The sequence below is a fragment of the Pseudomonas sp. NFACC25 genome (assembly GCF_900100935.1).
GTDB classification, from domain to species: Bacteria; Pseudomonadota; Gammaproteobacteria; order Pseudomonadales; family Pseudomonadaceae; genus Aquipseudomonas; species Aquipseudomonas marginalis.
Genome location: NZ_FMUC01000002.1, coordinates 705,877 through 726,523 on the forward strand (window position 1 = coordinate 705,877; position 20,647 = coordinate 726,523).

Consider the following 20,647-nt stretch of genomic DNA (forward strand, 5'->3'; position numbering starts at 1 on the left):
CGAACCGCCCCGCCCACTCGCTTGCAGGAGAACGGCCATGAGCGCTGTGATCGATGACCATGGCCACGCCGGTGACCATGCCCACGGCCCCGCCAAGGGTTTGATGCGCTGGGTGCTGACCACCAACCATAAGGACATCGGCACGATGTACCTGTGGTTCGCGTTCACCATGTTCCTGCTCGGCGGCTCGTTCGCCATGGTGATCCGTGCCGAGCTGTTCCAGCCTGGCCTGCAGATCGTCGAGCCGGCGTTTTTCAACCAGATGACCACCATGCACGGCCTGATCATGGTGTTCGGTGCGGTAATGCCGGCGTTTGTCGGCCTGGCCAACTGGATGATTCCGCTGATGATCGGCGCGCCGGACATGGCCTTGCCGCGCATGAACAACTTCAGCTTCTGGCTGCTGCCGGCGGCGTTCCTGCTGCTGGTCTCGACCCTGTTCACGCCCGGTGGCGGGCCGAATTTCGGCTGGACGTTCTACGCCCCGCTCTCCACCACCTACGCGCCGGAAAGCGTGACGTTCTTCATCTTCGCCATCCACTTGATGGGCATCAGCTCGATCATGGGTGCGATCAACGTGGTTGCCACCATCCTCAACCTGCGTGCACCCGGCATGACCTTGATGAAGATGCCGCTGTTCGTCTGGACCTGGCTGATCACCGCCTTCCTGCTGATCGCGGTGATGCCGGTGCTGGCCGGCTGTGTGACCATGATGCTGATGGACATCCACTTCGGCACCAGCTTCTTCAGTGCGGCCGGTGGCGGTGATCCGGTGCTGTTCCAGCATGTGTTCTGGTTCTTCGGCCACCCCGAGGTGTACATCATGATCCTGCCGGCGTTTGGCGCCGTCAGTTCGATTATCCCGACCTTCTCGCGCAAGCCATTGTTCGGCTACACGTCGATGGTCTACGCCACGGCGAGCATCGCGTTCCTCTCGTTTATCGTGTGGGCGCACCATATGTTCGTGGTGGGCATTCCGTTGGTCGGCGAGTTGTTCTTCATGTACGCCACGTTGCTGATTGCGGTGCCCACCGGCGTGAAGGTGTTCAACTGGGTCAGTACCATGTGGCAAGGCTCGCTGACCTTCGAGACGCCGATGCTGTTTGCCGTGGCCTTCGTGATCCTGTTCACCATCGGCGGCTTCTCCGGATTGATGCTGGCGATTGCCCCGGCGGACTTCCAGTACCACGACACCTACTTTGTGGTGGCGCACTTCCATTACGTACTGGTGCCCGGTGCGATCTTCGGCATCTTCGCCTCGGCCTACTACTGGCTGCCGAAATGGACCGGCCACATGTACGACGAAACCCTGGGCAAGCTGCATTTCTGGCTGTCTTTCGTGGGCATGAACATGGCGTTCTTCCCGATGCACTTCGTGGGGCTGGCCGGCATGCCGCGCCGGGTACCGGACTACAACCTGCAGTTCGCCGACTTCAATATGGTCTCGTCGATTGGCGCGTTCATGTTTGGCGCCACGCAGATCTTCTTCCTGTTTATCGTGATCAAGTGCATCCGTGGCGGCCCGCCCGCGCCGGCCAAGCCGTGGGATGGCGCCGAAGGCCTGGAGTGGAGCGTGCCCTCGCCCGCGCCGTACCACACCTTCACCACGCCACCGGAGGTCAAATGAACAGGGTAAGCGGAGGTGGTCATGGCTGACTCCGTGCCTCTCAAGCGCCTGGTTGCCCGCCTGCTGATCCTGGTGGTGGCGATGTTCGCCTTCGGCTTTGCCCTGGTGCCGATCTACGACGTGATGTGCAAGGCATTCGGCATCAACGGCAAGACGGCCGGGCAGTACGAAGGCGAGCAGGTCGTCGACCTCACGCGCCAGGTACGGGTGCAGTTCCTGTCCACCAATGCCATCGACATGGTCTGGGAGTTTCACTCCAAGGCTGATGAGGTGGTGGTCAACCCCGGTGCCGTCACCGAGATGCTGTTCGTGGCCTACAACCCTACTGACAAGCCGATGACCGCCCAGGCGGTGCCGAGCATTTCCCCCGCCGAAGCGGCGATGTATTTCCACAAGACCGAATGCTTTTGCTTCACCCAGCAAGTGCTGCAGCCGGGCCAGCGCATCGAGATGCCGGTGCGTTTTATTGTCGACCGTGACATGCCCAAGGATGTGAAGCATTTGACCCTGGCGTACACGCTGTTTGATATCACTGCGCGCCAACCGCCCGTGGCTGTTCGTACCGGCGGCTAGCTACTGTTTGCCCGCTCAATCAGGAGAGCGAATACATGTCGACTCATGATACGTACTACGTACCAGCGCAAAGCAAATGGCCGATAATTGCCACGATTGGCATGCTGGTCACCGTGTATGGCCTGGCCGTGTGGTTCAACGACCTGAAGGCGGCACGCCCGGAATCCCACGGGCCGTGGATCTTTTTCGTCGGAGGGCTGTTGTTGGCCTACATGCTGTTTGGCTGGTTCGGAGCGGTGATCAAGGAAAGCCGCGCCGGTTTGTACAGCGCCCAGATGGACCGCTCGTTTCGCTGGGGCATGACCTGGTTCATTTTTTCCGAGGTGATGTTCTTTATCGCGTTCTTCGGTGCGCTGTTCTACGTGCGCCACTTGTCCGGCCCCGCGTTGGCCGGCGAAGGCCCCAAAGGCATTGCGCACATGCTGTGGCCGAACTTCGAGTTTGCCTGGCCGTTGCTCAACAACCCGGACCCGAAACTTTATCCCGCGCCGGAGGGCACCATCAGCCCGTGGGGCTTGCCGTTGGTCAACACCATCCTGCTGGTGAGTTCCAGCGTGACCATCACCATTGCCCACCACGCCTTGCGCAAGGGGCATCGCGGCGCGCTGAAGATCTGGCTGGCGATCACCGTCTTGCTGGGCCTGGCATTCCTCGGGTTCCAGGCCGAGGAATACATCCATGCCTATAAAGAACTGGGCCTGACCTTGGGTTCGGGGGTATACGGCGCGACGTTCTTTATGCTCACGGGCTTCCACGGTGCCCACGTGACCATCGGCACCATCATTTTGTTTGTAATGCTGATGCGCATCCTGCGCGGGCATTTCAATGCCGAGCATCAGTTCGGTTTCGAGGCGGCCAGTTGGTATTGGCACTTCGTGGATGTGGTGTGGATCGGGCTGTTTTTCTTCGTTTATGTGCTGTGAGGCGACTTACCAGGGCGCATGAGATACCAGCTGGCCGCTGAAAAATCCCCAGGCGATCAACGCCACGGTGATCACGGCCAGTACCACACGCACGGTCAAGGCCGTGACGAGGCGGTTGGAGTTGCCCTCGTCCTTGACCAGGAAGAACAGGCCACTGAACAGGCTCACGACGGTCGCGATCAGCATCAGGGCAATGGCTGCTTTGAGCATGGTCTGGTTCCTGGCGTTGGTGGGCATCAAGGGGATGGGCGGGCAATGAAAACAAGTATAGCCAGCGCCATGAAACGCTTTCGTCCAGGTATCGCACCAACCGTGGTGGTGATGATTCTGCTGCCTTTGATGGTGGGCCTGGGCGTCTGGCAGCTGTCGCGCGGTCATGAGAAGCAGTTGCTGGTGGACAGCTATGCCGAACGCCGCGCCGCTGAGCCGATCAGCAGTGTGCAACTCGGGGATATGGCGGACCCGGCCTTTCGCCGCGTGCATCTGCGCGGCCAGTTCGATGCCGAGCACAGCGTATTGCTGGATAACCGCATGCGCGACGGTAAGGCGGGTGTCGAGTTGCTGCAACCCTTTCATGACCAAGCCAGCGGCCTGTGGCTATTGCTCAATCGGGGCTGGTTGCCGTGGCCTGATCGGCGCACCCCGCCCGTCTTCACTACTCCCGCTCAGCCCTTGAATCTCGACGCCTGGGTGTATGTCGCGCCCGGCGAAACCTTCCAGCTGCATGCGGACCCCACGACCGTGCAATGGCCGCGCCTGTTGACCGCGCTGCACCCCGCCGCGCTGTGGGCTGAGCTGGGCCGCAACGGTTTTGCCTATGAACTGCGTACCGAAGCCGGCCCCGGCACGTACGAAACCACCTGGCCCATCGTTGCGATGGGGCCGGAAAAACACTTGGCCTACGCGGTGCAGTGGTTCGCCATGTCCCTGGCGCTACTGGCTCTTTACCTCTACCTCGGATGGCACACCACAAAGGAGAAGCCCCATGGGAACGGCCACGAATCCACTCAACATGTCTGAGGTACCTGATCGGCGCAAAGGCCGCTGGCAGCTGATGCTGATCCTGCTGATGGTGATCGGTCCGATGGTGCTGGCCACCTTCATGTACAAACTGCAGTTCTGGGTGCCGGACAGTCGCAGCTACCACGGAGAAATGATCGGTAACGGTCAGACCCGCGCCGATATTGGCGTGCAGGCCGATGAACAGCGCTGGCAGTTGCTGGTCACCGCGCCTGCCGCCTGCGCCGCCGATTGCCGGCAACTGGTGTACCTCGCGCGCCAGTTGCAGATCGGCCTGGGGCGCGACGCTTCACGCGCCAGCCATGCCTTGGCCAGTGCGCAACCGGTCGCTGCCGACTATGACGCCAAGCTCAAGGCTGAATACCCGCAATTGCAGCGCTACTCACTGGACCTCTCTACCTTCACCAAAAACGCCGCCGCGCCGGGCGCTGCGCAACTGTGGATCGTCGACCCCCACGGCAACCTGGTGCTGCGCTACGACGCCAAGGTCAAGGGCAAGGACTTGCTCAATGACCTGCGCCACCTGTTGAAACTGTCGAACATCGGATAAGGGCATCGTCATGGCCAAACCTGGATTTCGCCTCGCGTTATTTGCCACTCTGCTGGCGCTGATCGTCGTGCTGCTTGGCGCCTACACCCGCCTGACCCACGCCGGCCTCGGTTGCCCGGACTGGCCGGGCTGCTACGGGTTTATCAGCGTGCCGCAAAGCGAGGCCCAGCTGGCCCATGCCGAATTGCATTTTCCCGATACGCCGGTGGAGGCTGACAAGGGCTGGGCGGAGATGACCCATCGCTACTTCGCCGGCACCCTGGGCCTGTTGATTGTGCTGTTGGCGGCGCGTTCGTGGAGCCATCGGCGTGATCCGGGCCAGCCAGTGAAACTGCCGTTGTTTCTGTTGATGGTGGTGTTTGCCCAGGCGGCGTTTGGCATGTGGACGGTGACCTTGAAGCTGTGGCCCCAGGTGGTGACGGGGCATTTGTTGGGCGGCTTTGCGACCTTGAGCCTGCTGTTTCTGCTGACCCTGCGCTTGTCTGGGGTGTTGCCCGCGTTGATCGTGCCCAGGCGCCTGCAATATTGGGCCACGGCCGGCCTGGTGCTGGTGATCGGTCAGATCGCCTTGGGCGGCTGGGTCAGTTCCAACTACGCAGCGGTGGCCTGTATCGATTTGCCCACCTGCCACGGCCAGTGGTGGCCTGCGGCGGACTTCGCCAACGGCTTTCACCTGACCCAGCACATCGGCCCCAATTACCTTGGCGGCCAACTCGACAGCGACGCGCGCACCGCTATCCACCTGACCCACCGCATCGGTGCGGTGCTGGTCACCCTGGTGCTTGCGGGGCTGGCCTGGCAGCTGCGTGCGGTGGGTATGACGCGGCTCGCGGGCCTGCTGTTGATTGCCCTGGCGGTACAAATCAGCCTGGGCCTGAGCAACGTGTATTTCCACCTGCCACTGCCGGTTGCGGTCGGCCATAACGCCGGCGGTGCGGCGCTGTTATTGACCCTGGTGCTGGTCAATTACCACGCCCGCACCAGTCTGGTCCGGGTGCGTCACCAGTTGCCGTTCGGCTGGCGCTTCAGCCCGCGCAAACACGTATCGGGCCTCATCACCCTTAAAGGAGAGATGCCATGGCGACCTTGATCGGCGCGCGCCACAGCCAGGCGATCTGGCGCGATTACCTGGAGCTGACCAAGCCGAAAGTGGTGGTGCTGATGCTCATCACCTCCCTGGTCGGCATGTTCCTCGCGACCCGCGCCGGTGTGCCGTGGGCGGTACTGATTTTCGGCAACCTGGGAATAGCCCTGTGTGCCGGTGGTGCGGCGGCGGTGAACCATGTGGTGGACCGACGGATTGATGCAGTGATGGCTCGCACCCATAAGCGGCCGTTGGCGGAGGGGCGTGTATCGCCGGTGGCGGCGCTGGCCTTTGCTTTGTTTCTAGCCGTTGCAGGATTGGCCTTGTTGCTGGCGTTTACCAACCCTCTGGCGGCATGGCTGACGCTGGCTTCGCTGCTCGGTTACGCGGTGGTCTACACCGGTTTTCTCAAGCGGGCGACGCCACAAAATATTGTTATCGGAGGCCTGGCCGGTGCCGCGCCACCGCTGTTGGGTTGGGTCGCCGTTACCGGCCATGTCAGCGCCGAGCCCTTGTTGCTGGTGCTGATCATCTTCGCCTGGACGCCGCCGCACTTCTGGGCCCTGGCCATTCACCGCAAGGAGGAATACGCCAAGGCCGATATCCCGATGCTGCCTGTCACTCACGGCGAGCACTACACCAAGGTGCATATCCTGCTCTATACCTTCGCCCTGTTGGCGGTGAGCCTGATGCCCTATGTGATCCACATGAGCGGCCCGCTCTACCTGGCCTGTGCGCTGGTTTTGGGCGGACGCTTTCTGCAATGGGCCTGGGTGCTGTACCGTGGCGCTCAGCCGCACGCGGCGATCAACACCTTCAAGTACTCTATCTGGTACCTGTTCCTGCTGTTTATCGCCCTGCTCGTAGACCACTACTTACTGTTGAACCTATGACTCGAACTCAAAAAACCGTCTTTATCCTGGTGGCCATCGTCGCGTTGATCATGGGCCTGACCGTTAACAAAGTGCTCTCGGGCAAGGGCCAGGGCGACCCTACGGCATTGATTGATGCCGGTATCATCCTGCTGCCGCAAAGCCGCCAGCTGCCGTCGGTGAGCATGACCAACCAGGAAGGCCAGCCGGTGCTGGTCAACGAGTTGAAAGGCAAGTGGAGCCTGCTGTTCTTCGGCTACACCTTCTGCCCCGACATCTGCCCGACCACCCTCGCCCAACTGCGCCAGATCAAGAGCGAGTTGCCTAAGGAGGCTGTGGATAAGTTGCAGGTAATCCTGGTCAGCGTCGACCCGAACCGCGACACCCCGACCCAGCTCAAGCAGTACCTGGGCTACTTCGACCCGCAATTCCAAGGCCTCACCGGTGCGAACGTAGAGGATGTGCAGAAGGTTTCGAATGCCGTGAGCATCCCGTTCATCCCGGCAGACACCAACAAGCCCAACTACACCGTCGACCACAGCGGCAACCTCGCGCTGATCGGTCCGGATGGTACCCAGCGCGGCTTTATCCGTGCGCCGTTGAACAACCAGAAGCTGGTGGCGCAACTGCCGGGGCTGTTGCAGCGCAAGTAACAGGCAATGCACAACACATGTGGGAGGGGGCTTGCCCCGATGGCGGCAGGTCAGTCAGCTCATGCAGCGACTGATACTCCGCAATCGGGGGCAAGCCCCCTCCCACATTTTTTGATCTCCAGCGTGTTGGAGACCGAGTCGGATCAGAACGCCGGCAGGATCGCGCCTTTGTACTTCTCTTGGATGAATTGCTTCACCTCAGGGGTGTGCAGGGCTGCAATCAGCTTTTTCATCGCGTCCGAATCCTGGTTGTCTTCGCGGCTCACGAGGATGTTCACGTAAGGCGAGTCATTGCCTTCGATCACCAGGGCGTCCTTGGACGGGTCCAGCTTGGCTTCCAGCGCATAGTTGGTGTTGATCAGCGCCAGGTCGACCTGGGTCAGCACGCGCGGCAGGGTGGCGGCTTCGAGTTCGCGGAATTTCAGGTTTTTCGGGTTTGCGGTGATGTCCTTGATGGTCGACAGGATATTGGTCGGGTCCTTCAGGGTGATCAGGTTGTGCTTGGCCAGCAGCAACAGCGCGCGGCCACCGTTGGTGGCGTCGTTCGGGATCACCACGTTGGCGCCGTCAGGCAGGTCTTCCAGTTTTTTGTACTTGCTGGAGTAAGCGCCCAGAGGCTCCAGGTGCACAGCGCCGACGCTCACCAGGTGAGTGCCTTTGGCTTTGTTGAATTCATCCAGGTATGGCTGGTGCTGGAAGAAGTTCGCATCCAGGCGCTTTTCCGCTACCTGGACGTTGGGCTGCACGTAATCGGTGAAGACTTTGACTTGCAGGTCCACGCCTTCTTTGGCGAGGGCAGGCTTCACGAATTCCAGGATTTCCGCGTGGGGCACCGGCGAGGCAGCGACTTTCAGGGTCTCGGCGGCGTGGGCGGAAAACGCGGCAACGGCGGCGAAAGCAACCAGTAGTTTTTTCATCCAACAAGCTCCTTGTTCGGGCATGTGCCGGCTTTTGACCGGCAATGGCCGTTATTTTCGAGAAAAGTGCACCACCAGCTTGTCGCCGACGGTTTGCAGAATTTGCACCAGGATCAACAGCATTACCACGGTGACCACCATCACGTCGGTCTGGAAGCGTTGGTAACCGAACCGGATCGCCAGGTCACCCAGGCCGCCGGCGCCGACAACACCGGCCATGGCCGTGTAGGACACCAGGGTAATCGCCGTCACCGTTATCGCCGCGAAGATGCCGGGGCGTGCTTCGGGCAGCAGCGCGTTGATGATGATCTGGCGGGTGCTGGCCCCCATGGACTGGGTGGCCTCGATGATGCCGCGGTCCACTTCACGCAAGGCGGTTTCCACCAGGCGCGCGAAGAATGGCGTGGCCCCTACGACCAGCGGCGGGATCGCGCCCGCTACGCCCAGGGAGGTACCGGTGATCAGCACGGTGAACGGGATCATCACGATCAGCAGGATGATGAACGGCAGCGAGCGCAGGATGTTCACGACCAGCGACAGCAGTGCGTACAGGCCTTTTTGCTCGAACAGCTGGCGTGGGCTGGTGAGGAACAACAGCACGCCCAAAGGCAGGCCCAATACCACGGTGAAGAACAGCGAACCGAACAGCATGATCATGGTGTCGCCGGTGGCGAGCCAGATTTCGGACCAGTCGATATTGGCGAAGAAACTCAAGAAAACGTCCATCAGCGCAGCACCTCCATGTGGACGTCTGCGGCGGTAAAGCGGGCAAAGGCCGCTTCCATGTCACCGCCGGTGACCGCAAGGGTCAGTTGCCCGTAGGGGATGTCTTTGATGCGGTCGATGCGGCCGGCGAGGATGCTGTAGTCCACCCCCGTTTCCCGGGCGACGGTGCCCAGCAGTGGCGCGTAGGTCGCTTCGCCCTGGAACGTCAGCCGTACGATGCGACCCGGTACATGGGCGAAGTCATCGCGCTGCTCGCCTTCATCGACCTGCTCGGCTTCCTGCACGAAGCGCTTGGTGGTCGGGTGCTTGGGGTGCAGGAACACGTCGGCCACCGAGCCTTGCTCGACGATCACGCCGGCATCCATCACGGCGACTTGGTCGCATACGCGGCGGATCACATCCATTTCATGGGTGATCAGCACGATGGTCAGTTTCAACTCGCGATTGATCTCGGCCAGCAGTTGCAGGACCGAGGCGGTGGTTTGCGGGTCGAGGGCGCTGGTGGCCTCGTCGCACAACAGGATTTTCGGCTTGGTCGCCAGGGCGCGGGCAATGCCGACGCGTTGCTTCTGGCCACCGGACAACTGCGCCGGGTACTTCCTGGCGTGGTCCGACAGGCCGACGCGGGCGAGTAGCTCGGCGACGCGTTGGTCGATGTCCTTGCGCGACAATTCGCCGGCCAGGGTCAGTGGCAGGGCCACGTTGTCGGCAACGGTCTTGGACGCCAGCAGGTTGAAGTGCTGGAAGATCATCCCGACCTGCTGGCGGAAACGGCGCAGGCCGTTGGCGTCCAGGGCGGTGACTTCTTCGCCGTCCACCGTGATCTGGCCGCCACTGGGCTCTTCCAGGCGGTTGATCAGGCGCAGCAGCGTGCTTTTACCTGCACCCGAGTGGCCGATCAGGCCAAACACCTGGCCGTTTTCGACGCGCAGGCTGGTGGGGTACAGCGCGGGAATATCCTTACCGGCGACGCGGTAGGTTTTATGGACGTTTTGAAACTCGATCACGTAGCGAACCTTGTGGGGCGCATTGAAAAGGGATCAGCGGTTAGCCGGGCGCGCATTTTAGCCTGTCCGTATAGCGTTTCTTAGCATTTATTTCGCATTCAACCAGTGATTTGGCAATAACGCGATCAAAGGTCATAAAAAAGGAACGGCAGAAAACCGTGTCAGTCACTACTTAAGCAACTCGATTTCCCAGGTGCCGTGCCTGGGGTTTTGCTCAAACGAGCCGGGGACCGCTCTGGCCACTTTGAATAAGGAGTTTTGACTGATGAGTACCAAGAAGCCAGCCACCCCGTCGAAGAGTGAACTTGCAGGCACCGACACCCTGGACCGTGGCAACACCAACGCCAAGCTGCAGGCCCTGGAGGAATTCCGTTCCGATGCGACCGGCCAGGCCCTGCGTACCAACCAAGGCGTGAAGATTTCCGACAACCAGAACACCTTGAAAGTCGGTGCCCGCGGCCCCTCGCTGCTGGAAGACTTCATCATGCGTGAAAAAATCACGCACTTTGACCATGAGCGTATCCCCGAGCGCATCGTGCATGCCCGGGGCACCGGCGCCCATGGCTATTTCCAGACCTATGAAAACCATTCCGCGCTGAGCAAGGCAGGTTTCCTGCGTAACCCCGAGCATAAAACCCCGGTGTTCGTGCGTTTCTCCACCGTGCAGGGCCCGCGTGGTTCGGGCGATACGGTGCGTGACGTGCGCGGTTTCGCGGTGAAGTTCTTCACCGACGAGGGCAACTTCGACCTGGTCGGCAACAACATGCCGGTGTTTTTCATTCAGGATGCGATCAAGTTTCCCGACTTCGTGCATGCGGTAAAACCTGAGCCGCACAACGAAATTCCTACCGGCGGCTCGGCCCACGATACATTCTGGGATTTTGTTTCGTTGCAGCCGGAGTCGGCGCACATGGTGATCTGGGCGATGTCTGACCGCGCCATTCCAAAAAGCCTGCGTGCCATGCAGGGGTTTGGCATTCACACCTTCCGCTTGATCAATACCGAAGGTAAGTCGAGCTTTGTGAAGTTCCACTGGCACCCGAAGGTCGGCACCTGCTCCCTGGTGTGGGACGAAGCGCAAAAGCTGGCCGGTAAAGATACCGATTACCACCGTCGTGACCTGTGGGAGGCGATTGAAAGCGGCGACTACCCTGAGTGGGAGTTGGGTGTGCAGATCGTTGCGGAAGAAGACGAGCATAAGTTCGACTTTGACCTGCTCGATCCGACCAAGATCATCCCCGAGGAACTGGTGCCGATCACACCGCTGGGCAAAATGGTGCTGAACCGCAACCCGGATAACTTCTTTGCCGAAGTCGAGCAGGTCGCGTTTTGCCCGGGCCACATCGTGCCGGGTATCGACTTCACCAACGACCCGTTGCTGCAAGGTCGTCTGTTTTCCTACACGGATACGCAGATCAGCCGTCTCGGTGGGCCGAACTTCCATGAGCTGCCGATCAACCGGCCGGTAGTACCTTTCCACAACGGCCAGCGCGACGCCCAGCATCGCACCGTGATCGACAAGGGCCGTGCTGCTTACGAGCCGAACTCGATCGATGGCGGCTGGCCGAAAGAAACGCCACCGGCTGCCCAGGATGGCGGTTTCGAAACCTATTACGAGCGCGTCGATGCCAATAAGGTACGTGAGCGCAGTGAGTCATTTGGCGACCACTTCTCCCAGGCCGCGCTGTTTTTCCACAGCATGAGCCACCATGAGAAAGAGCACATTATCGCGGCCTACAGCTTCGAGTTGGGCAAGGTGGAGCGTGAGTTTATCCGCGCGCGGCAGGTCAACGAGATTCTGGCCAATATCGATCTGGAACTGGCCAAGCGCGTGGCGCAGAACCTTGGTCTGCCGGCGCCGACCAAAGGCACGGTAGCGCCGCGTGAGTCTTCGCTGAAAGAGTCGCCGGCATTGAGCCAGGTGAACCTGCTGTCCGGCGATATCAAGACGCGCAAAGTCGCGATTCTCGCGGCTGACGGTGTGGATGGCGCGGCTATCGATGCGCTGAAAAAAGCCCTGGCGGCAGAAGGTGCCCATGCCAAGTTGCTGGGGCCGACCTCGGCGCCGGTGAAGACGGCCGATGGCAAGAGCCTGCCGGTGGATGCGTCGATGGAAGGCATGCCGTCGATTGCGTTTGACGCCGTGTTTATCCCGGGCGGAAAAGAGTCGGTGAAAGCACTGAGCGGTGATGGTGTGGCGCTGCATTACGTTCTGGAAGCCTACAAACACCTGAAGGCGATTGCGGTTGCCAGTGACGCGAAGCCACTGCTGGATCTGCTGAAGCTGGAGACGGATGCGGGGTTGATCGTGGGGTCGGATGCTAAGGCGTTCAAGGCGTTTTTTGCCGCGATTGCACAGCATCGGGTTTGGGATCGTGAGCCGAAGGCTAAGGCGATTCCGGCTTAATTTATTGGTTGCTTGTTGGATCGCTATCGGGGGCAAGCCCCTCTCACAATTCAAATGTGAGAGGGGCTTGCCCCCGATGCGTTATTCCGCCTTGCGCGGAGTCAGCACAACCTGCGCCGGAATATGCTTAAGAATCTGCCGGTGAATCTTCAGGTCATACCCTGAATCAATACGCTTCACCCGTTTGGTCAGCAACGTGGCCAGCCACGGGTAATCCTGGGTGCGTGGCGCCTGGATCGTCACATCACACTGGTAATTCACCACATCGGTGGCAATCGCATCCAGCTGATGGCGCAGCGCTTCAATATCAGTGAGGTTCAGCGCCACGGTGGTGCTTGGCGCGGCCGGGTCGATGACCTTGGCAGCGGGCTTGGCTTCGGCGGCCTTGAGGGCCTCTTCGGCTTTATCCAGCTCGACTTTACGGGCGTGGGTGATGGCGCTGTTGACGCCACCGGTCAGCGCCGGCGCCTTGGGCATCAGCGCGCGGGCACGGCTCAGGGCGGTGGCGGCGGCGTTTACATCGCCTTTTTGCAGCACGATCTGGCTGCGCTGCAGGTAAGCCTCGGCCAATTGCCGTTGGTAGGGTTCCAGCGTCGGGTCATTGGGCGACTGGGCCTGCAGTGCGGCCAGTTGGTCTTCGGCGGTGGCCAGCTCACTGCTGGCCAGGTTTTGCTCCAGCTGCGCGATGGCCGCAGCACGCGGATCCGGGGCCTCTGGGGCGGCGGGCGGTGTGCTTTGACAGGCGCCCAGCAGCAGGGAAAACGCGGCAAGGAGCAGATAACGGGAGGTGAACAGCTTCATTCCTGCGACTCTCTATTTGCGCAAAAAGCGAGCAAGTCTACACCCCTCGACGGGGCAGGACAAAACTCAGCAGAAACAGGGCGGCCGCCGTGACTACAATCGACGGTCCGGCAGGCGTGTCCTTGAACCATGACAACGCCAGGCCCCCGCACACTGCCAGCATCCCCAACAGGCTGGCACCGATCGCCATCTGCTCCGGTGAGCGGGCGTGGCGCTGGGCGGCGGCGGCGGGAATGATCAACAGCGACGTGATCAACAATACGCCGACAATCTTCATCGCGACAGCGATCACCACGGCAATCAGCAGCATCAGGGCCATGCGCAACGCTGGTACGGGCAAACCTTCGACCCTGGCCAGTTCTTCATGCACCGTGATGGCCAGCAGTGGGCGCCACAGGGCGACCAATAGCACCAATACGGCGGCGCTGCCGCCGAGAATCCAGGCAAGATCGGTGGGGCTGATCGCCAGCAGGTCGCCGAACAGATAGGCCATCAGGTCGATGCGCACTTCATGCATAAAGCTCAGCACCACCAGGCCCAGGGACAGCGTGCTTGGCGCCAGGATGCCCAGCAGGGTGTCCGAGGCCAGTGGCTGGCGCTGTTGCAGGGTCACCAGCAGCACCGCCAGCAGCAGGCAGCCCACGGTCACGGCGATGGTCGGGCTCACATCCAGCAGGAAGCCCATGGCCACGCCCAGCAGCGCGGCGTGGGACAAGGTGTCGCCAAAGTACGCCATGCGCCGCCAGACCACGAACGAGCCCAGTGGGCCCGCCACCAGCGCCAGAGCCAAGCCTGCCAGCAGGGCGTAAAGCAGAAAATCAGCCATGCTTGCAGCTATCTCCATGAACGTGGGTGTGGGGCGTCGCGGGATCGTCTACGACAGCGCCATGCAGGTCATGGGCATGGTCGTGATGGTGGTGATAGATCGCCAGGCTCTGGGCGTTCTTGCCGAACAGTTCCACGAACGCCGGGTCGTTGCTGACTTGTTCCGGGTGGCCGGAGCAGCACACGTGGCGGTTGAGGCATACCACCTGGTCGGTGGTGCTCATCACCAAGTGCAAGTCATGGGAGACCATCAGCACGCCGCAGCCATGGCGGTCGCGCAGGCGGGTAATCAGGCTGTACAGCTCGGCCTGGCCGGCGACGTCGACGCCCTGCACGGGTTCATCCAGCACCAGCAACTCGGGCTCGCGCAACAGGGCACGGGCCAGCAGCACACGCTGCATTTCGCCGCCGGAGATGCTTTGCACCGGGCTGTCGATGACCTGCTCGGCGCCGACCTCCTTCAGGGCCGCCTGCGCGCGGGTGCGGTCCACGCCGGGCACCAGGCGCAAAAACCGCAGTACAGACAAGGGCAGGGTCGGATCAACGTGCAGCTTTTGAGGCATGTAGCCCACGCGCAGCCTGGGCTTGCGCCACACGCTGCCGGTGTCGGGCTTGAGCAGGCCGAGTACGGCGCGCACCAGGGTGGTCTTGCCGGCGCCATTGGGGCCGATCAGGGTGACGATCTGCCCCGGCTCGACGCTCAACGCGATGTTGTCCAGCACGTTTTGCCCGGCAAACGTGACGCCGACCTGCTCCAGGCGAATTAACGCATTGCTCATCAAGCCCCCTGGCAGCCCGAGCACAGGCCGACCACTTCGACCGTCTGCCCTTCGACCCGGAAGCCTACGTCGGCGGAGCTCTTGATGATGGCGTCGCTGATGCTCTTTTGTTCAAGCTCGATGGCGGCGTGGCACTCGCGGCAGATCAGGAACTGGCCCTGATGCGCGTGTTCCGGGTGGTTGCAGCCGACAAAGGCGTTGAGCGAGGCAATGCGGTGCACCAGGCCGTTTTCCAGCAGGAAATCCAGCGCGCGGTACACGGTCGGCGGCGCGGCCCGGCGGCCGTCCTGCTCGCTGAGCACGCCCAGGATGTCGTAGGCACCCAGGGGCTTGTGGCTCTGCCAGACGAGTTCCAGCACCCGGCGACGCAGGGCGGTCAGGCGCAAGCCTTTCTGTGCGCACAGGGTGTCGGCCTCCGACAGCGCGGTATGCACGCAGTGAGAGTGGTCGTGTGGACGGCTGGCAAGCGGTGTTTTAGGCATGAGCGGCGACAGATATTTGATAGAGACGTTATTATGTTACCCGTTCCTACGTCATTGAGTGGTCATCGTGTCCCGACTTTTTCCCGTTTTTGTCGTATTTGTCACCAGTTTGTTCCTCGCTGGGGCCGCTCAGGCCGAGGTCAAGGTGCTCACGAGCATCAAGCCATTGCAGTTGATTGCCGCTGCCGTGCAGGACGGTGTGGCGGTTCCGGAGGTGTTGCTGCCGCCGGGTGCATCGCCCCATAACTTCGCCTTGCGCCCATCCGACGTACGGCGTGTGCAGTCGGTCGATCTGCTGTATTGGATCGGGCCGGACATGGAGGGCTTCCTGCCTCGCGTGCTCAAGGGGCGTACCGCGCCGACCGTAGCGGTTCAAGACCTGCCGGGGATGAAACTGCGTAGGTTCGCCGAAGATAGCCATTCCCACGCCGACGATGCCGACGAACATGACCATGATCACCGCCCGGGGAGCCTGGATGCGCACCTTTGGCTGTCCACGGTGAACGCTCGGGTGATCGCAGCGCGTATGGCCGCTGACCTCAGTGCAGCCGACCCCGTGAACGCCGCGCGTTATCAGAGTAATGCCAAGGCTTTCGACGAGCGCCTTGATGCACTGGATGCGCGCCTGAAAAAACGCCTGGCGAGCATCGGTGACAAACCTTACTTCGTGTTCCACGAAGCCTTTGATTACTTCGAAGACGCCTACGGACTCAAGCACACCGGCGTGTTCAGCGTTGCTGCCGAAGTGCAGCCTGGCGCCCAGCATGTGGCGGCGATGCGTACGCGTTTGCAGGAAGTGGGCAAGACCTGTGTGTTCAGTGAGCCGCCGTTGCGTCCGCGTTTGGCCGAAACCCTGGTGGCAGGTTTGCCGGTGAAGCTGGCGGAATTGGATGCGCTGGGCGGCTACACCCCGGCCACGGCCCAGGGTTATGAGCAGGTGCTGGAGAAATTGGGGAATGACTTGGCAGGTTGCCTGGAGTCGTTATAAGCCGCAGCGCAGATCAAATGTGGGAGGGGGCTTGCTCCCACATTTTGACCGGGTTGGTCCTTAGAGCGCGAATGGCAGGTGGACGCTGACCTGCTGACGCTGCGTCAACCGATGCTCGAACTCGGCGGGATCGTGGATCAACACATCCTGCCCGGCAAACGATTCAGCGGCGATCAGGCGCGACAGCCAGAACCGCACGCACGCCACCCGCAGCATGGTCGGCCATAGCTCGGCCTCCTTGGCCGTGAACGGCCGCAGGCCCGCGTAGGCACCCAGCAGCGCACGGGCGCGCGGGCCATCAATCACGCCATCGGCGTCCGAACACCAGTCATTCAGGGCGATCGCCACGTCGTACAGCATCGGGCCCGAGCAGGCATTGTAGAAGTCGATCAGACCCGTCAGGTGCGTGCCCTCGAACATCGCGTTGTCACGGAACAGGTCGGCGTGCACGTTGGCGCGTGGCAGGGCGAGGATCTCGGCCTTATGGGCCTCGATTTCAGTCAATGCTGCTTGCAGCAGGCTTTGCTGCGCATCGTCCAGGTGCGAAATCAGCTGCGCACCTTCGCTGAGCATCCAATCCAGCCCGCGATCGGTCTTGCGCTCCAGCACCTTCTCGCCCTGCGTCGCCAAGTGCAGATGGCCGAGCAGGTCGCCGACCTGGGCGCAATGCTGTGGGTTGGCCTCCTTGATGTGCTTGCCGGCCAGGCGCGGTTGCAGCAGTGCCGGTTTGCCGGCCAATTCGCGCAGGGCCACGCCATCGGTGGTGCGCAGAGCGTAGGGCACCGGCAGGTCGGCGTCGTGGAGCACGTCGAGCAGTTCGATGAAGAACGGCATCTCCTGCACGGGGCCGCGCTCAACCAGGGTCAGGACGTACTCGCCCTGTTCCAGGCTGATAAAGAAATTGGTGTTTTCGCTACCAGCGGCAATCCCCTGGAAGTCAAGCAGGCGGCCGAGCCCGTAGGGGGCGAGAAAGGTTTCCAGCTCGGGCCGAGCCAGGGGGGTGAACACAGACATGGTTAAAACTGCCAGTACGGGCGCCGCGGTGCGCGGCGCCAATTGAAGTTAAGAAATCATTTCCATTCGAAGATCTTCCATGACGGGATCAGCATATCCGGCTGGTCAGAGCGGATGAAGTTCGCGTCGGTTCCGTCTGCGCGTACCAGGAAATACGGCGGTGCGCCTTTTACGGTCACCTTGATTGCATACAGGAAACCGTTTTGACGGTACTCCTGGATGGTCCGGTCGCCTTCCGTGCGAATGGTCACTTCCGGATCACCCGAAGGCGCGCCGTCTGCCGCCATGGCAGCCATCGGAGCGAGTGCAATCAGGCCGGTCAACAGCAGGCGATTGAATGTACGCATGATAACCTTGTCCCTTTGTTTTCATTGGTCCGGCTATTCTAGCGCCTGACCCGCCGAAAAGGTTGATCCTGCTCATGAGCCAAGCCCCCCTCGTCCTGGTGGACGGTTCGTCTTACCTGTACCGCGCGTTCCACGCGCTGCCACCGCTGACCACCTCCAAAGGCCTGCCGACCGGTGCGGTCAAGGGCGTGTTGAACATGCTCAAAAGCCTGCGCAAGCAGTACCCGGACAGCCCGTTCGCGGTAGTGTTCGACGCCAAGGGTGGGACGTTTCGCGATGACATGTACGCCGAATACAAGGCCAACCGCCCAAGCATGCCCGATGACATGCGCGTGCAAATCGAGCCCCTGCACCAGAGCGTGATCGCCCTGGGCTTCCCTTTGCTGTGCGTCGAAGGCGTCGAGGCCGATGACGTGATCGGCACCCTGGCCCGCAGCAGTGCCGCCGCTGACCGTCCGGTGGTGATCTCCACCGGCGATAAGGACATGGCGCAGTTGGTCGACGGGCACATTACCCTGGTCAACACCATGACCGGTAGCTCGATGGACATCGAGGGCGTAAAGGAGAAATTTGGCGTCGCTCCGGAGCAGATCATCGACTATCTGGCGTTGATGGGCGATTCGTCCGACAACATCCCGGGCGTTCCGGGCATTGGTCCGAAGACCGCTTCCGGCTTGCTGGTGGGGGTGAACGGCGGCCTCAAAGAACTTTATGAGCAGTTGGATATTGTGCCGAGCCTGCCGATCCGGGGTGCCAAGACGCTGCCGGCGAAGCTGGAAGAGCATAAGGAGATGGCATTCCTCTCCTATCAGTTGGCGACGATCAAGATCGATGTGCCGCTGGACGTGGGTCTGGACGATTTGCACCTGATTGAACCGGATCGCGAAAAGTTGCTGGAGCTTTACACCCTGCTGGAGTTCAAGAGCTGGTTCGATGAGATTCAGCGCGATGCCAAGCGAGTGGAGCTCAAGGCCGCGCCTGTTGCCGAAGAGGTTATTGAAGCTACTCCTGCGGCACCCGCAGAAACGACCTACACCACGATCCTCGACCAAGCCACATTCGATGTCTGGCTGAAGAAACTCAACGACGCGACGTTGTTCGCTTTCGACACCGAAACCACCGGGATCGACGCTCAACAGGCGCAACTGGTGGGGGTTTCCTTCGCCGTGCAGCCCCATGAAGCCGCCTACATCCCGCTGACCCATTCCTACATCGGTGCGCCGCAGCAGCTGGATCGCGACACCGTGCTGCTGGCCTTGAAGCCATTATTGGAAGACCCGAGCAAGCTCAAGGTCGGCCAGCACGCCAAGTTCGACATGAATATCCTGGCCAACTGTGCCATTGGCGGCGACCCGGCGAATGGCATCAGCGTGCGCGGTATCGCGTTCGACACCATGCTTGAATCCTACGTGTTGAATTCCACTGCGACCCGCCATGATATGGACAGCCTGGCCAAGAAGTACCTGGACTACGACACCGTCAGTTTCCAGGACATCGCCGGCAAAGGCGCCAAGCAGCTCACCTTCGACCAGATCCCGCTCGAACAGGCTGGCCCCTATGCCGCCGAGGATGCCGACGTGACGCTGCGCCTGCATCAGGCACTGTACGCACAGCTCACCGCCATACCGAGCCTGGCAAGTGTGTTGACGGACATCGAAATCCCCCTGGTACCGGTGCTGGCGCGTATCGAACGCCAGGGCGCGCTGGTGGATGCGCAGCTGCTCGGTGTCCAGAGCATCGAGCTGGGCAACAAGATGGTCGAACTGGAGCGCCAGGCGTTCGAGATCGCCGGCGAAGCATTCAACCTGGGTTCGCCCAAGCAGCTCGGCGCGATTCTCTACGAGAAACTCGGCCTGCCGGTGCTGAAAAAGACGGGCAAGGGCCAGGCATCCACGGCAGAGGAAGTGCTGGCCAAGCTGGCCGAAGATGACTATCCGCTGCCCAAGGTACTGATGCAGTACCGCAGCATGAGCAAGCTGAAAAGCACTTACACCGACCGCTTGCCGGAGCAGATCAACCCGCGGACCGGGCGTGTTCACACCTCTTACCATCAGGCGGTGGCGGCGACCGGGCGGCTGTCTTCCAGCGACCCGAACCTGCAGAACATCCCGGTGCGCACCGCCGAAGGGCGACGCATCCGCCAGGCATTTGTCGCGCCCAAGGGCTACAAACTGCTGGCAGCGGACTATTCGCAGATCGAACTGCGGATCATGGCGCACCTGTCCAAGGACGAGGGGCTGATGAATGCGTTCCGTAACGACCTGGATGTGCATACCGCCACGGCGGCCGAGGTGTTCAAGGTCGAATTGGCTGAGGTCACCTCCAATCAGCGTCGCAGTGCCAAGGCGATCAACTTTGGCCTGATCTACGGCATGGGGGCACAGAAGCTCGGCAAGGACATCGGTGTCGATACCAAGACCGCAAAGGCTTACATCGATGTGTACTTCGCCCGCTACCCAGGCGTTCGCGAGTACATGGAGCGCACCCGCGCCCAGGCTGCCGATCAAGGCTACGTGGAAACCTTCTTCGGACGTCGGCTGTATTTGCCGGATATCAACTCCAACAAGCCCCAGGAGCGCGCGGCCGCAGAACGCACGGCGATCAACGCGCCGATGCAGGGCACGGCGGCGGATATCATCAAGAAAGCCATGGTGCTGGTGGATAACTGGCTGACCGCGTCGGGCCTGGATGCCAAGGTGATCCTGCAGGTACACGATGAACTGGTGCTGGAGGTGCGTGAGGATCTGGTGGCAGAGGTCAGCGAGAAGATTCGCGAGCACATGAGTGCGGCGGCGCAGTTGGATGTGCCGTTGGTGGTGGACGTTGGCGTTGGCGACAACTGGGACGAAGCGCACTGATTTGGCGGCGCCGCCACCACCGGGCGTGGTGGCGGAATGCTTTAGATCGGAAATCCGCTGCAGTTATTTCCAATAGTTTTTTGAACCTGCCGGAACTTAACCTGTGAACTGCTACTCAGAGTTACTGAATGGGTGGTGAAGCCCTTCAATGCTCCTATGTTGTGTTAAGTGTTGGCAGATATCCGGACCCCGCC

At 61.2% G+C, this 20,647-nt stretch carries 21 protein-coding genes; 11 read left to right on the plus strand and 10 right to left on the minus strand.

The window, feature by feature from the left end; genetic code table 11:
* The first annotated feature begins 37 nt into the window (after window positions 1-37).
* From ctaD to BLQ09_RS07355, 3 genes are read left to right on the plus strand one after another with little or no spacing between them, the layout of a single operon-like run.
* The gene (gene ctaD / locus BLQ09_RS07345; RefSeq protein ID WP_024072609.1) at window positions 38-1,627 is read left to right on the plus strand and encodes a cytochrome c oxidase subunit I; all 1,590 of its coding nucleotides are present in this window, start codon (window positions 38-40) and stop codon (window positions 1,625-1,627) included.
* Window positions 1,628-1,648: 21 nt separating this feature from the next.
* On the plus strand, window positions 1,649-2,200 hold the full coding sequence (locus BLQ09_RS07350; RefSeq protein WP_027608048.1) for a cytochrome c oxidase assembly protein: 552 nt from the start codon (window positions 1,649-1,651) through the stop codon (window positions 2,198-2,200).
* 35 nt (window positions 2,201-2,235) lie between these two features.
* A complete protein-coding gene (locus BLQ09_RS07355; RefSeq protein ID WP_027608047.1) occupies window positions 2,236-3,123 on the plus strand; it encodes a cytochrome c oxidase subunit 3 in 888 nt (295 codons plus the stop codon).
* A gap of 6 nt (window positions 3,124-3,129) precedes the next feature.
* Here the strand turns inward: BLQ09_RS07355 and BLQ09_RS07360 are convergent, their stop codons facing one another.
* The gene (locus tag BLQ09_RS07360) at window positions 3,130-3,333 is read right to left on the minus strand and encodes a twin transmembrane helix small protein (protein WP_016978774.1); all 204 of its coding nucleotides are present in this window, start codon (window positions 3,331-3,333) and stop codon (window positions 3,130-3,132) included.
* Window positions 3,334-3,378: 45 nt separating this feature from the next.
* Between BLQ09_RS07360 and BLQ09_RS07365 the strand changes: the two genes are divergently transcribed.
* The 5 genes from BLQ09_RS07365 to BLQ09_RS07385 are packed head-to-tail and all read left to right on the plus strand — an operon-like array spanning window position 3,379 to window position 7,302.
* Entirely contained in the window at window positions 3,379-4,143 is a 765-nt protein-coding gene (locus BLQ09_RS07365; protein WP_092356031.1) for an SURF1 family protein, read from the plus strand.
* Window positions 4,109-4,693 carry a hypothetical protein gene (locus tag BLQ09_RS07370; protein ID WP_065937872.1) on the plus strand — a complete coding sequence of 195 codons (585 nt, stop codon included), beginning with the start codon at window positions 4,109-4,111 and terminating at the stop codon, window positions 4,691-4,693. Before BLQ09_RS07365 ends, BLQ09_RS07370 begins: the two co-directional genes overlap by 35 nt.
* 10 nt (window positions 4,694-4,703) lie before the next feature.
* The gene (locus tag BLQ09_RS07375) at window positions 4,704-5,783 is read left to right on the plus strand and encodes a COX15/CtaA family protein (RefSeq protein ID WP_092356034.1); all 1,080 of its coding nucleotides are present in this window, start codon (window positions 4,704-4,706) and stop codon (window positions 5,781-5,783) included.
* Window positions 5,771-6,670, plus strand: coding sequence for a heme o synthase (gene cyoE, locus BLQ09_RS07380; protein WP_027608043.1), 900 nt, complete (start codon window positions 5,771-5,773; stop codon window positions 6,668-6,670). Before BLQ09_RS07375 ends, cyoE begins: the two co-directional genes overlap by 13 nt.
* Window positions 6,667-7,302, plus strand: coding sequence for an SCO family protein (locus tag BLQ09_RS07385; protein WP_027608042.1), 636 nt, complete (start codon window positions 6,667-6,669; stop codon window positions 7,300-7,302). The genes cyoE and BLQ09_RS07385 overlap by 4 nt, the downstream gene beginning before the upstream one ends.
* A gap of 143 nt (window positions 7,303-7,445) precedes the next feature.
* On the opposite strand, the gene BLQ09_RS07390 is transcribed toward BLQ09_RS07385, so the two are convergent.
* From BLQ09_RS07390 to BLQ09_RS07400, 3 genes are read right to left on the minus strand one after another with little or no spacing between them, the layout of a single operon-like run.
* Window positions 7,446-8,219, minus strand: a complete 774-nt coding sequence (locus BLQ09_RS07390) for a MetQ/NlpA family ABC transporter substrate-binding protein (protein WP_027608041.1) — start codon at window positions 8,217-8,219, stop codon at window positions 7,446-7,448.
* Between the two features lie 51 nt (window positions 8,220-8,270).
* Window positions 8,271-8,945, minus strand: a complete 675-nt coding sequence (locus BLQ09_RS07395; RefSeq protein WP_065926851.1) for a methionine ABC transporter permease — start codon at window positions 8,943-8,945, stop codon at window positions 8,271-8,273.
* Window positions 8,945-9,952, minus strand: coding sequence for a methionine ABC transporter ATP-binding protein (locus tag BLQ09_RS07400; protein WP_027608039.1), 1,008 nt, complete (start codon window positions 9,950-9,952; stop codon window positions 8,945-8,947). The genes BLQ09_RS07395 and BLQ09_RS07400 overlap by 1 nt, the downstream gene beginning before the upstream one ends.
* A gap of 265 nt (window positions 9,953-10,217) precedes the next feature.
* Between BLQ09_RS07400 and katE the strand changes: the two genes are divergently transcribed.
* Window positions 10,218-12,359, plus strand: coding sequence for a catalase HPII (gene katE / locus BLQ09_RS07405; protein WP_027608038.1), 2,142 nt, complete (start codon window positions 10,218-10,220; stop codon window positions 12,357-12,359).
* 81 nt (window positions 12,360-12,440) lie between these two features.
* Here katE and BLQ09_RS07410 read toward each other — a convergent pair whose 3' ends face one another.
* The 4 genes from BLQ09_RS07410 to zur are packed head-to-tail and all read right to left on the minus strand — an operon-like array spanning window position 12,441 to window position 15,246.
* Window positions 12,441-13,160: a PA5502 family lipoprotein gene (locus BLQ09_RS07410; protein ID WP_027608037.1), complete on the minus strand. Its 720-nt coding sequence runs from the start codon at window positions 13,158-13,160 to the stop codon at window positions 12,441-12,443.
* A gap of 37 nt (window positions 13,161-13,197) precedes the next feature.
* Window positions 13,198-13,986 carry a zinc ABC transporter permease subunit ZnuB gene (gene znuB / locus BLQ09_RS07415; protein WP_027608036.1) on the minus strand — a complete coding sequence of 263 codons (789 nt, stop codon included), beginning with the start codon at window positions 13,984-13,986 and terminating at the stop codon, window positions 13,198-13,200.
* Window positions 13,979-14,764, minus strand: coding sequence for a zinc ABC transporter ATP-binding protein ZnuC (gene znuC, locus BLQ09_RS07420; protein WP_092356037.1), 786 nt, complete (start codon window positions 14,762-14,764; stop codon window positions 13,979-13,981). The genes znuB and znuC overlap by 8 nt, the downstream gene beginning before the upstream one ends.
* The gene (gene zur, locus BLQ09_RS07425; protein ID WP_026136513.1) at window positions 14,764-15,246 is read right to left on the minus strand and encodes a zinc uptake transcriptional repressor Zur; all 483 of its coding nucleotides are present in this window, start codon (window positions 15,244-15,246) and stop codon (window positions 14,764-14,766) included. The genes znuC and zur overlap by 1 nt, the downstream gene beginning before the upstream one ends.
* Window positions 15,247-15,304: 58 nt before the next feature.
* Here zur and BLQ09_RS07430 point away from each other — a divergent pair, with 58 nt between their 5' ends.
* On the plus strand, window positions 15,305-16,234 hold the full coding sequence (locus tag BLQ09_RS07430) for a zinc ABC transporter substrate-binding protein (protein ID WP_092356040.1): 930 nt from the start codon (window positions 15,305-15,307) through the stop codon (window positions 16,232-16,234).
* Between the two features lie 60 nt (window positions 16,235-16,294).
* On the opposite strand, the gene BLQ09_RS07435 is transcribed toward BLQ09_RS07430, so the two are convergent.
* A complete protein-coding gene (locus BLQ09_RS07435; protein ID WP_027608033.1) occupies window positions 16,295-17,248 on the minus strand; it encodes a homoserine kinase in 954 nt (317 codons plus the stop codon).
* 56 nt (window positions 17,249-17,304) lie between these two features.
* The gene (locus BLQ09_RS07440; protein ID WP_027608032.1) at window positions 17,305-17,595 is read right to left on the minus strand and encodes a DUF2782 domain-containing protein; all 291 of its coding nucleotides are present in this window, start codon (window positions 17,593-17,595) and stop codon (window positions 17,305-17,307) included.
* A gap of 74 nt (window positions 17,596-17,669) precedes the next feature.
* On the opposite strand from BLQ09_RS07440, the gene polA reads away from it, so the two are divergent.
* Window positions 17,670-20,453 (plus strand): DNA polymerase I, encoded by a 2,784-nt coding sequence (polA, locus tag BLQ09_RS07445; RefSeq protein ID WP_092356043.1) that lies wholly within the window; start codon window positions 17,670-17,672, stop codon window positions 20,451-20,453.
* Window positions 20,454-20,647 lie beyond the last annotated feature (194 nt).